We start from the raw sequence: 10,635 nt of genomic DNA, 5'->3' as shown, positions 1-10,635 counted from the left end.
CCGCTGCTCGTGCCGCCACCAGCGCTGACCCGCCAGGCCACCGACATCGCGTTTGCCGCGTCGAGCGTGGCGGAGGGCGACCTGATCGCGCTGTACTACTCGCTGGAAGACCGGATGCTACGGCGGGCGTTGATCAGACGATATGGCGGTTAAAAATTGAAAGCCGTAAGTGTAGATTGCGAGTCTGCGTCGTCTGCAATGACCCAGAAGCAGTCGTTGAACGCCCCCTACGCGCTTCTCGACTTCCGAACATTCATTCATGTCGATCTCCGCAGTAGCAGAAGCCAAGCCGAGCGATGAGGGCCGCTGATGGCTTGAATGAGCCGTCCGGCTTTGGGCGAGAGCGGACGTAGGTATGCCGAGACGTGAGCGTAAGTATGGACGTCTGCCCCCCGGGAAATACTGCGTCAGCGGCGGACGGCTTCTCTGCCTTCCCGCGAGCGCAGTGATCGCTAATATGTTCGTTACTTCGGTGCCAAGCGTCTGAGGCCGCATGCTAGCCGGTCTGCGAACCGCGCTTTTACGGCATTAGAATCGGCGGGCGCTTATAGATTTGCGTGCCGCCGCAACGGCTTGTTCACCCCTCTCTGCAAAGGGCGGTGTCACAGGGAGACTGTCGATGCATTTCGATCTTGTTTCGGCCGTGCTTGTCGTCGCCGCAGCCGTGCCGTCCGCAGCCCCGGTCCAGGGCGACTTCGACGGCGATGGCCGATCCGACACGGCGTCCATCGTCGGCAATGCCGAGGGCTCGTTCGATGTCGTCGTGCGGTTCGCAACCGGGCGGATCGCGGTGGCGGACAGCGGCGTAGACGATGCGGCACGACTAACGACCATTCTAGCCGCGCGCGTCAGACAGAGTTGCGCGCCGCTTGCGCGATCGGCGCCCGAATGTTCCGGCGCGCTCAGCCCGAGAGACGGGCTGTACTTCAAGCGCACGCGCGGCGACGTCGCCAGCCTGGCGATCTGGTGGCGGGGCAATTTCACCAAAATATTCGGATTGTCAGTCCGCGACCTAGCGGCGACGGGGCCGGCCGCGTCCGCGCCGCCCGGGACCGTCCGAACGCCCGCGACATTGCTGTCGCTGGCTATCAGCGACGAGGGGAAGGTCACCGCCTGCACGATCGCCGAAAGCAGCGGCAATGCCGCGCTCGATCAAAAGGCGTGCGCGATCATGCTGGCTAAGGCGAAATTCCGGCCGGCGATGGACCGACGCGGACAGCCGGTGATGACGACGAAGCGAATACGCCTGTCGTGGGCGATCGACCAAGCGGGCGTCATGCACACGCCGGTCAGCGGCGGCAGCGTAGATACCAACGCAGCTATGACCGACGGCGGTACACGCCGCGCCGGCCCGACGAACGGCATGTTAGCCGTTCCTGCCGCGATCCAGACGCAGGCGGCGTCGGCGCCCGTGGGCCGACCCGTCGCCCGCCAAGAGCCGCCCGGCCAGACGACGGCAGAGCGGTTCGAACAGGCACGCAAGGCGGTTCAGCCCGTGCGTGGCCGCGATCCGATTTACGGTGCGACGATCAGCGATTAGGCCGAACAACATCGCCGGCAGACTTCCCTTTGCTCTTCCATGCCTGATCCATAGAATCCGCATGCCGATCCGCCCCGAGAACCATTTGCTATATCCGACCCATATGTCTCTCTAATGGTTGACCTTACGCCATGATCCAGATGCGGTCACTCGAACCCCGCTTCCTTACTCCGTCTTTCTGCCCTTCGTTCAACGTCGCCAGTACCTACCTGGTCGGGCTCTCGGCCGTGAAGGATGAGCAGCACGGCTTGGTCACAGGCTGGAACTCCATCAGCTCGATCCGCGTGCCGTCGGGGTCGTAGAAGTTGGCCTGCCACTTGCCGTCCAGGCCCATTTGTGGACCGTCGTGACGCGGGCTCAGGCGATCTTCCCGATACAGCGTCGTGACGGCGGCCTGCATATTAGGAACGCCCAAGGATAGGTGGTTAAGTACGCCTAGCTGGCGGGCGTCGACCTTGGTCACCGGCACGCTCGAGCCCGGACCGATCATCATGTATTCCAGCCAGTCCCGACCGTCGGGCGTCTGCTGTGACACCCAGTCGACCTTGTCGGGCTCGAATGCGCCATACCAGTACGGCCGAAAGCCGAGCAGGCGACGGTACATCCTATCCTGCTTGGCCCGGTCGTGGACGGCGTAGCCGGCGTGGATGATGCGCCCGCTAATCGCGCTGGGAACAGCGTTGGCGTCAGCGCTCGCGGATTGCACGAACTGGATCCCGTTGCCTTCTGGATCGCGCAGGGCGAACCAACGCTCCCCTTCGGTAGAGCGCTGCATCGCGCCGAGGCCAGAGACGTCTGACGCGGCCAGCCAGGCCCGCAGCGTCGCCGCGTCCGTTGTCGAGTAGGCGACGTGCGCCAGCATGCTGGGCCCCTGTCCGGCGGGTGCGGGTAGCACCTCCACGAACTGGCGCGAGCTTAGATAGTAGCGGACGCCGGCCGGGTTCTCGGGGTCCGCACCCTTCCGGGCGCCCAGCACATGCGTGTAGAAGTGCTCGGACTTTGCCATGTCCCGAGCATAAATAGCGAGGTGCGAAATGCCGGTGATGCCTGGGCGCGGACCCGGCGCCGCCTTGGCCCCGAGCAGAGCGGCAGCTGCACAGGCAAGAACTGCGATACGACGGGCCATGGCAGCCTCTCCTCACCCGGCCGCGTTTCGGGCCGTGGCTGGCAGCGTAGGCAGCGATGCCGGCACTGTCACGTGCTCACGTGTTGGTTCTCGTCGATACTGTTGCCGAGGAGTTTGATGCCGCTATCTGCTACGGTGCCGCGCAGGAACAAGAAGCGGTCTTGGTGCCGAACACTGACCCGCACCGCCGCTTTTTGGACCCAAAAGGCGACGTTCCGAACGCCCCTTCCGCTCCCCGAAACCTGTCATCCATTCATGTGCCGCAACTGGCGGGGACGGCGAGGCATCGTAGCTGCCACCAGTACAAGCTTCCTGGCCCTATTTAGATCTTGAAATCAGGCGTATGCGGTATCGCCCGACCTGGGAGGTCGAAGTGGGCCGGTCAGTAACGGTAACGCAAATCGGCGCGACCGCCCGGCGGCAGGGTCGGCGACCAGGTGAGGATCCCGTCGGTTCGGTTGAGCGCTTTGTCATCGGCCTTGAACGCCTGGCCCGCCGCCCCGATCGGGACGTCGAGCGTCGCCGGGAACGGGTTGGCGTTAGTCGCCGTCAGCACGACCTCTCGCGACAATGCTTCCCCCGGAGCCGCCACCGGCACGCGCGACGCAACGATAGCCTGGGTCAACATAACCTGGCTGCTGATACCTGCCGCTAGGCGCACCGTCTCGCCAACCGTGCGGTCGGTGACCGCGCCCAATCCCAGCAGCAGGCGTCCGCCAGCCCGCTCGGCGTAGAGTGCGGTGCTGCCGGCTGGCAGCGGCACGCCCAGGCCGCCAGGTGTATCGTTCTTCATCACGAGCACGATCGACGTCGGCACGCCGTCGAGCTGCTGGCCGGGATACACGGCGCGTCGGTAGCGACGATCGACCGGCACGCCCTTTTGAAAGAGCAAAGCAACTTGCTTTTGCGCGCGTGCGGCGACGGTCGTGGGCGTCGGTATGCGATAAAGCTTGAGATCGCCAAGATCTTCGGGAGGGGGCGGCGGCGGGGGTGGTGCCGGGGGCGCCATCATCGGCGGCGGGGGGGGCGCCATCGCGCGCGACGCCGTCACCACTATCTCGTCGGCAGGCTCAAACTCCGTTTCGGGCAGATCCGACGTCGTCGTGCCGAGCGGATAGCAGACCAGCCGCAGCCCGCCCGCCGCCGCCGGAACCGCGGGCAACGCCACCCGGTTGAGCCGGCCCGCGACGGCCTGCACCTCGGCCTTCGGGAACACTTCCGGGTTGCTGTTGGCGAGGGTCAGCCAGGCAAACAGGTCGACCGTTCGCCCGTTCGCGGCGAGCGCAGCGACGTAGTTCGCCCGCCAGTCGAACCCGGACGCGAGATAGGACAGACGCACCGTGACCGTGCGCGCCGCCGGGCTGATGGTCGTTACACTCAGCACCGGCTTGCTCGACAGGCCGCCTGGGACGCCGGCGAACGCCAGCCGCTCCGCGAGACCCGAACAGCGTAAAGCCTCGATCCCCGTCACCGTGCGGAGGATGACGCCCGGTGCCGGGCCGGCGACAACGGTCGCGGGCTCGCTGGTCGGTCGTCCGGTCGCCCTGTCCGTTCGGGTCAGCGTCACGTCACGACCCAGCGTACCGTCGACGAGCGAGGCCGGCGACAACAGGCGGGCGTCGCGGTTCTTCTCGATCGTGCCGCCGGGCAGGCCGTCGATAACTGCGCTGACCGGCACGATCCCTTGCGCCACGCCCTCGAACCGCAGAACCGCCGGTCCGCGCGGCAGCCGGACGCGACGCGTCTCCGTCACCAATGCAAAGCCACCGAGATACTGGAGGGTCATCGCCCCGCGGCCATAAGGTGCCCGGTACACCGTGAGCGAGACGCGGTCCGGCGCGGACGAGGTGACGGTCGTCTGCGCCTCCGCCCTGCCCGCCAGCAGCGCGACCGCCAGGAGCAGCAGATGGCGCATCAGTAGCGCGTGTCGAAGGTCGCCGTCACCGTGGTGCTGCCATTGGCCGGCACCGATACCTGCCACGCCAGCGTGCCGGCGGTGCGACGTTCACCCTTCGCGCTGTCCTCGACGACCCGGACGTCGTTCCAGTCGAGCCCGCCCTGGATGAGCTCGACCGTGACCGGACGGGCGCGGGCGTTAGTCAGCTTGTACTGCATCGCCGTGCGCCAGCGGCTGTCGCCCTGCCGCGTGCGCGACACGGTGACGGGCTGCACCTTCACGTCGAACGCGTCGCCGGTGGGAAGCGCGATGGTCGACCCTTGCGGGGTATGCTCGATCCGGTTTTCGCCGGTGAACTGCGGCTGCCCGCGGGCATCGCGGACATAGACCCGGACCACCCCCGCCGGCAGCGCGTCGCCCAAGCCTGCTGCACCCGAGTTACTGAACCGCAGCACCGACTGCGCGCTGCGTGGTTCGTCCGAACTGCCGAGCCAGCCATTCTCGAACCGATAGCCCGCGCCCGCCGCCACGCCCTTGGCATCGAGGAAGCTGACCTGCTTGGTCTGCTTGTCGGCGATCGTGGTGCGGTCGGCCAGCGGATAGAGGTAGAAGTCGCCGAGCTGCTCGCGCGCGGCGCTCTCGGTGCCGGGGCGTGTCGTCGTTCGGCGGCGCGGACGCGGCGCATAGCCGCCGCTGCCGTCATCGTCGGCGCTGCCGACCTCGCCGGCGACCAGCAGCGTTTTGGCGTTGGCGAACGTCGTCCCGCTGCTATTCTTAAGCGTTACCCAGCCCTGGATATCGACCGTGCCGCTCTTGTCGTCGAACAGCGCGACATAATCGGCGCTCCAGCCGAGCCCGCGGCTCAGGTAGGACAGCGTCGCCGGGCGGGTTCCTCCGCGCGTGCTGGTCAGTGTCACCGACAGCGTCGGGCGCGCCCGCAGCGCGTCGGGCACCCGGTCGAACACCGCGCGCACCGGCAGGCCGTCGTCGCGCAGTACCTCGACATGACCGTTCACTTCGATGACCACGCCGCCGTTCACCGCCAGAACTTTCGCGCGATCGCGGGTTTCCGCGCCGGTGGCCGGATTGGTCCGCACCAGCGTGATCGTCTCGCCGACCGCTTTCTCCATCAGGCTCGACGGGCTGAGCAGGTCATAGTCGAAATTCTGCTCGACGATCGCGGCATCGGGCACGGTCAGCGACACCGTTTCCGGTCGGATCGCTGCGCTCACGTCGGGGAAATTCTGTTGAACCCGCCCGCTCGCCAGGTTCAGCGGACGGATGTCCTGCACCAAGGCGACGTCGTTGGTGTAGATGGTGACCGACACGTCGCCTTGCGCCGTTCCGGCGGTCGAGGAATCAGCAGGGGGCGGCAATTGCTGAGCGGCTGCCGAAATCGACCCGAGCAGCATCACCAAACCACACGCTCTCGAGATGCTTTTGCGCACGCCACTCTCCCCCGGTCCTTGCTATAATGGCGAGACCGCATCAGAAGGGCAACGCGACATTGTGGGTCTGATTTTCTGACCCAAACAACGGCGCTTGTTCGCTCTGATCGGTGCGATGCGCCATTAAGGTTATGATACGTTGATCATAGCCAAACTGACGGTGTCCGCGAGACCGACGGCGGAGAGCAAGTCCGTCGGTTACTGGTCGTAGCGGGTGCCGATACGCCACCAATCCTTGGAGCGCCCGAACAAGATATCGATCCGGTCGACGCCGAGCTCGGCGACGCCTTCCCACCGAATCCGCAAAGACCCATAAGTCGCCGTTCGGGTGCCCTTCCCCGCCTCCCAACTTCCGCCGTTCATTCATCGGGTTCCACGGCAGCGCTTGCCTTCCGTTTAAGCGGTCGTTCGAAATGACTGCCTGGAAATCGATGGCTTCCGAAAGTCATCCCGAACGATGCAAGATTGGCCGCCTTGCCTACACCCGCGCCCGGTACGACAATACGCAGCCTTATATCGGTGTCCGCGCCTACCCTACATCCCATGACGAACGACAGCTTCGAACTAATCGGGGCCGCCAGGCGCGCGGCTGAGAAGGCGTGGCGGGATGGTTACGCCTACACGAAGGCCGGCATCATGCTCGACGATATGCTTCCTGAGGACGAATGGCCGCGCACGCTGTTCGAAGAGGATACGGCCAAGCGAGACCGGCTGATGGGCGCACTCGACGCAATCAATGGCAAATTCGTGACGTGGACTGCGGTGACGGCGTCGCAGGGCTTCAAGCGCGAGTGGAAGATGCGGTCGGAGATGCGATCGCCGGCGTGGACGACGGACATTGCTGAAGCGCCAATTGTCTCTGCGCGATAGAGGATCAGATGGAGACTGCCGCGTGGCGTCGCTCGGCATTGCGGCTTCTGAAAGCTCAAGCCTTCGGGGAGGCGGACACGAGCTTAAACATCGCTTCCCCAATATATGCCCTTAGCGCGCGCCGCGTTAAGCTGATCGTCTTGCCCTCACCGAGACATGACGCAATTGCCGGCTTCAATTGCTCAGTGGCACCGGTATCTTGCGAGCTCCATGGACGTGAAATTAGCAGAACGTGAGCAGCAACCGGTGACGATCTAGCGACGCAATCGCCGAGCGCGCGTTCCGGGCGGTAACTGGCCGGCAGTGCTGCAACAGGACCATTAAACTCATCAGCTAACTTGAGGGGGGGAAGGTCTTTTATAAGGCCCAGATCTGGCGCCTTCCTAAATTGAAGGCGGTATAGTGCAGGATACAGGGCACCCCGAAAAACGTCCGGCTGGATTATCATCATCGTAACAGAGCCCGGTCTGCTAGCGTCAACCGAAAGGCATTTAGAATTTGACGCCTTTGACGCCAAATCAACATATTCTGCCGTATTGGGTATTGATCTGACAAATTGGCTAGCTACCGGTCTTGTCTTTTTGTCCCGTATAATACAATCTGCATATCTTGCCATGAATATGTCAGCTTTGTCATGCCGTAAGTCGGTTCCCGACTGCGCGGCAACGGAAGAAGCTGAGAGAATGATCACGCATGATACTGAAAATCCAGCTACGCTCAACCAATTCATGACGATACCAACCATCTATTATGTCATTCTGTGATCGGTCTATTCGACCCTACTAATAATGGCATCAACTTCGCGCGTTGGAAACACCGGCCACCTCATTGTCATGCAGTCTGCCGGGTCCGGCCAATCACACCTCCGGGTGTATTGGCGCCACCAGTTCGTTCGTGTCACAGGCGGCCAGCACGCAGTGGCTTATGGTCAACCTTTCACCCGAAACCGGCAATTGCGAACACAGCCTACTAGCTATTTCGTATCGCCTCCGGCTGGCGCATTGGTGACATAAGCTGTGAGTCTGAAGAGCATCAGACCGCGCTCGTTCGTCACGTCGACGACAAAATCTCGACCGTCCCATAAGACAGCTGGTTCGCCGTGCATGATCTGGCCGGCAAAAATTATAGCATGCTTCCTCGCTGCCGCGTGATCAGCCAACTCGGTCCCCTCACTATCAGGCCCATGCCGGTTGTCAGCCGCATTGAAGAAGTATCGTGCCATCGTGATGTTCCTCTGGGCTCGCAAACGGGCACAGGGAGGTAAAGTTGCTACCTTTCACATGAGATGTGCTGCCGTGGATCAACATGCAGCTTATCGTGCATCGTCCCGCTCCGCGTCCGGCGGTGCGTTAATCAACGATCCCATTCTCCCGTCGATATGGTCCGTGGCGTTTGGGGCTTAATTGCAGGGCGCTGCGACACTATGCTCGCGACGCGGTCCGCGAATTGCTTGAGCGTCGGTACCATGTCCGCCCGCGCAGCTTGCGCGGATGGGGATCGATCGCGCACAGCGTTCCAAAAAACGTGCCGTCCGAAAGGATGATCGGCAGCGACACATAGCTCTTGAAGCCATAGAGCGCGGGCGCCGGATGGCTGTTCCAACGCGGATCGCGGAGACGTCGTCGATCACTACCGCATTGCCGGACTCGCGGATGTCGTTGCAGATCGTCGTCGAGATGCGCAACTCATCTCCCGGCGACATACCGAAGTCGATCTGGTCGAGCACCTGGCACGCAATCCAACGCGCCTCCGTTACGCGCGCGACCGCGACAAATCCCATTCTCGTGAGTGCCGCCACTTCCTCGAGAATGCGACGTATTTCGTCATCGTCGCCAAAGCGCGCAGCATCCGCAGCCAGTTCGTCGATCATATGTGATCCCCCAACCCAGTCGTAGTCACATATGATAGGCCTGACGAATCCTACTTAGTTGCAAGCGTACGTAGCCGTTCTGCCCACAGCGAATTTTCACGTTTTGAGCTAAAAAATAGAAGATAGACCACAGTTCTAACATGCCATCATTCGGAAAATTTCTCAGATCCGCGGCACCCCCAGCGGCCTGATTGGTCACGTGATCGGCGTGAACCCTCGAATCGTATAAATCAAGATTAAGAGAGGGACGGGATGTCGATCAATAAGGGAACACTATGATCGACTGATCCCTTATCAACTTACGCAAATACAAGGCGTAGGAGAAGATTATGAAGCGGCTTACTCTCACGGCAGCGCTGATCGCTACCCCCACGCTGGTAGCGGCGCAAAGCGTGCCATCCCCTGCTACCTATGTCATGAAAGCTGGCGCATCGGACCAATATGAGATCCAATCGAGCAATCTCGTAGTGGCCACTACGAAGAACGCCGAGCTTAAGCAGTTCTCCACGATGATGGTAAGCGACCACAACAAGAGCACTGCTGATGTGAAGGCCGCAGCTACGCAGTCCGGCCTGACGCCAAAGCCCCCGATGCTCGACGCGATGGGCCGCAAGAATATTGCTGCGCTCAAGGCGTCCAAGGGACCAGCCCGTGATGCACTTTATATCAAGCAGCAGAAGACTGCTCACCAGCAGGCACTCGCCCTTCACCAGGGTTTTGCCACTTCCGGTTCGGCTCCCGCGCTAAAGCAAGTCGCGTCGAGCATCGCGCCAACCGTTCAGCATCACATTGAGATGCTGGCGTCCATGTAAAGACAAACCTCGACCCGTTTCGGCGGGTCGAGATCTTGGTGATGCCTAACTGCAAAACTGCGAGACGGAGCGCTGAGCGCTGCCGTCGCTAATCCCTAAGATACTGTCGGATAGCTATTCCTCAGGCCCGCTTCGCGACGTGTCGAGGTCAATGTCTTCACCCGGATTACCGCCACCTGCGCTGGCCCCACTGCCGTGAACTTCACCCGTTTTGTTGTCGATATATGCTCGCTTGCCAGCCTCGCGAGGAATATCCCTGCCGTCATCCCGTTCGACTGACTCGACACCAGGCGCACAGTCCCGGTTCTGTAGGTGACGCTCTGCGGCGTGGTCCATGCTGTCGTACTCGTCGCCCGAGTAACCATCACCTTTACCGAAACCGTCGTCGGCTGGGTTTGCGCCCTTGGATTTTACCCGGACATTTTCGTTAGGCTTCGGCGTGCTCTCGTCAGTCATGGCAACCTCTCAGTGTTGTTGGTGACCAACGCACAACCGGCAGAAAGCTCCGCGAATGTGATGAAGGCTTTGTCAGTTGACCGATACCGCTGTCGGCATAGCATCGCCTTGCCCATCAGGGGCTTGGAGATTGGCCGTATGCGTACCCTGCTCGTCGCTGCCGCGTCTTTGTCGTTAATTGCCGGTGGGGCGCCTGCATTCGCCGCACCGTGCAAAGACGCCAAGGGACGCTTCACGAAATGCCCGCCCAAAGCACTGGCCAAGCCGGCCCGTTGCAAGAGCGCGAATGGTAAGTTTGCAAAATGCGGCACGGCTGGCGCCAAGCCTGTCTGAGGTGAGACGAGCGCGGGTGATCACACCCGCGCTCGCTAGGTCAGTTTTCGCCGGTACTGTGACAACCATTGTCCGCGTGGTGGCGACATCAACGATCGGCAGTTCTCAGGATCGAGAATGTCGGCGGCGAACGACTGAAATTGGTGTGCGTTGCAGCCCGGAAGGGTGATGTCCGCCTAACGGCGGATCTTGGCACAAGCCGATGTTCCCGCACCTCCCAACGAACGGCGTATGTTGGTCGGGAGCCGACGCCAGCAGCCCGGCGGGGCTGACCCATATTGAC

Annotated in this window: 10 protein-coding genes; 4 read left to right on the top strand and 6 right to left on the bottom strand. The window is 62.3% G+C overall.

Annotation, left to right across the window (positions count from 1 at the left end):
* Positions 1 to 619: 619 nt before the first annotated feature.
* On the top strand, positions 620 to 1,540 hold the full coding sequence (locus sphst_RS13470) for a TonB family protein (RefSeq protein ID WP_107045684.1): 921 nt from the start codon (positions 620 to 622) through the stop codon (positions 1,538 to 1,540).
* 205 nt (positions 1,541 to 1,745) lie between these two features.
* Here sphst_RS13470 and sphst_RS13465 read toward each other — a convergent pair whose 3' ends face one another.
* The 3 genes from sphst_RS13465 to sphst_RS13455 form a co-directional block, all read right to left on the bottom strand.
* Complete coding sequence (locus sphst_RS13465) at positions 1,746 to 2,666, bottom strand: VOC family protein (protein WP_031395685.1); 921 nt, start codon at positions 2,664 to 2,666, stop codon at positions 1,746 to 1,748.
* Between the two features lie 382 nt (positions 2,667 to 3,048).
* Positions 3,049 to 4,581 carry a DUF4139 domain-containing protein gene (locus sphst_RS13460; protein ID WP_107045683.1) on the bottom strand — a complete coding sequence of 511 codons (1,533 nt, stop codon included), beginning with the start codon at positions 4,579 to 4,581 and terminating at the stop codon, positions 3,049 to 3,051.
* The gene (locus sphst_RS13455) at positions 4,581 to 5,975 is read right to left on the bottom strand and encodes a DUF4139 domain-containing protein (RefSeq protein ID WP_107045682.1); all 1,395 of its coding nucleotides are present in this window, start codon (positions 5,973 to 5,975) and stop codon (positions 4,581 to 4,583) included. The genes sphst_RS13460 and sphst_RS13455 overlap by 1 nt, the downstream gene beginning before the upstream one ends.
* A gap of 579 nt (positions 5,976 to 6,554) precedes the next feature.
* Here sphst_RS13455 and sphst_RS13450 point away from each other — a divergent pair.
* On the top strand, positions 6,555 to 6,881 hold the full coding sequence (locus tag sphst_RS13450) for a DUF4113 domain-containing protein (protein WP_031394501.1): 327 nt from the start codon (positions 6,555 to 6,557) through the stop codon (positions 6,879 to 6,881).
* A gap of 973 nt (positions 6,882 to 7,854) precedes the next feature.
* Here the strand turns inward: sphst_RS13450 and sphst_RS13445 are convergent.
* The gene (locus sphst_RS13445) at positions 7,855 to 8,103 is read right to left on the bottom strand and encodes a DUF6894 family protein (RefSeq protein ID WP_031394500.1); all 249 of its coding nucleotides are present in this window, start codon (positions 8,101 to 8,103) and stop codon (positions 7,855 to 7,857) included.
* Between the two features lie 177 nt (positions 8,104 to 8,280).
* Positions 8,281 to 8,751: a hypothetical protein gene (locus sphst_RS21670; RefSeq protein ID WP_051916424.1), complete on the bottom strand. Its 471-nt coding sequence runs from the start codon at positions 8,749 to 8,751 to the stop codon at positions 8,281 to 8,283.
* A 329-nt stretch (positions 8,752 to 9,080) separates the two neighbouring features.
* On the opposite strand from sphst_RS21670, the gene sphst_RS13435 reads away from it, so the two are divergent.
* Positions 9,081 to 9,563: a DUF4142 domain-containing protein gene (locus sphst_RS13435; protein ID WP_031394499.1), complete on the top strand. Its 483-nt coding sequence runs from the start codon at positions 9,081 to 9,083 to the stop codon at positions 9,561 to 9,563.
* Positions 9,564 to 9,677: 114 nt separating this feature from the next.
* On the opposite strand, the gene sphst_RS20625 is transcribed toward sphst_RS13435, so the two are convergent.
* Positions 9,678 to 10,019: a hypothetical protein gene (locus sphst_RS20625; protein ID WP_159043622.1), complete on the bottom strand. Its 342-nt coding sequence runs from the start codon at positions 10,017 to 10,019 to the stop codon at positions 9,678 to 9,680.
* 138 nt (positions 10,020 to 10,157) lie between these two features.
* On the opposite strand from sphst_RS20625, the gene sphst_RS21255 reads away from it, so the two are divergent.
* Positions 10,158 to 10,352, top strand: a complete 195-nt coding sequence (locus sphst_RS21255; protein WP_081877593.1) for a hypothetical protein — start codon at positions 10,158 to 10,160, stop codon at positions 10,350 to 10,352.
* Positions 10,353 to 10,635: the final 283 nt, after the last annotated feature.

The sequence above is a fragment of the Sphingomonas sp. STIS6.2 genome, from assembly GCF_000732685.2.
Classification (GTDB): Bacteria; Pseudomonadota; Alphaproteobacteria; order Sphingomonadales; family Sphingomonadaceae; genus Sphingomonas; species Sphingomonas aerolata.
The sequence above is the reverse complement of the archived record's forward strand: the minus strand, read 5'-3'. Positions and strand labels throughout refer to the sequence as shown.

Coding starts and splice junctions, on each gene's coding strand:
- sphst_RS20625 (WP_159043622.1), bottom strand. CDS start 10,019: ATGACTGACGAGAGCACGCCGAAGCCTAACGAAAATGTCCGGGTAAAA.
- sphst_RS13465 (WP_031395685.1), bottom strand. CDS start 2,666: ATGGCCCGTCGTATCGCAGTTCTTGCCTGTGCAGCTGCCGCTCTGCTC.
- sphst_RS21670 (WP_051916424.1), bottom strand. CDS start 8,751: ATGATCGACGAACTGGCTGCGGATGCTGCGCGCTTTGGCGACGATGAC.
- sphst_RS21255 (WP_081877593.1), top strand. CDS start 10,158: ATGCGTACCCTGCTCGTCGCTGCCGCGTCTTTGTCGTTAATTGCCGGT.
- sphst_RS13470 (WP_107045684.1), top strand. CDS start 620: ATGCATTTCGATCTTGTTTCGGCCGTGCTTGTCGTCGCCGCAGCCGTG.
- sphst_RS13445 (WP_031394500.1), bottom strand. CDS start 8,103: ATGGCACGATACTTCTTCAATGCGGCTGACAACCGGCATGGGCCTGAT.
- sphst_RS13450 (WP_031394501.1), top strand. CDS start 6,555: ATGACGAACGACAGCTTCGAACTAATCGGGGCCGCCAGGCGCGCGGCT.
- sphst_RS13435 (WP_031394499.1), top strand. CDS start 9,081: ATGAAGCGGCTTACTCTCACGGCAGCGCTGATCGCTACCCCCACGCTG.
- sphst_RS13460 (WP_107045683.1), bottom strand. CDS start 4,581: ATGCGCCATCTGCTGCTCCTGGCGGTCGCGCTGCTGGCGGGCAGGGCG.
- sphst_RS13455 (WP_107045682.1), bottom strand. CDS start 5,975: ATGCTGCTCGGGTCGATTTCGGCAGCCGCTCAGCAATTGCCGCCCCCT.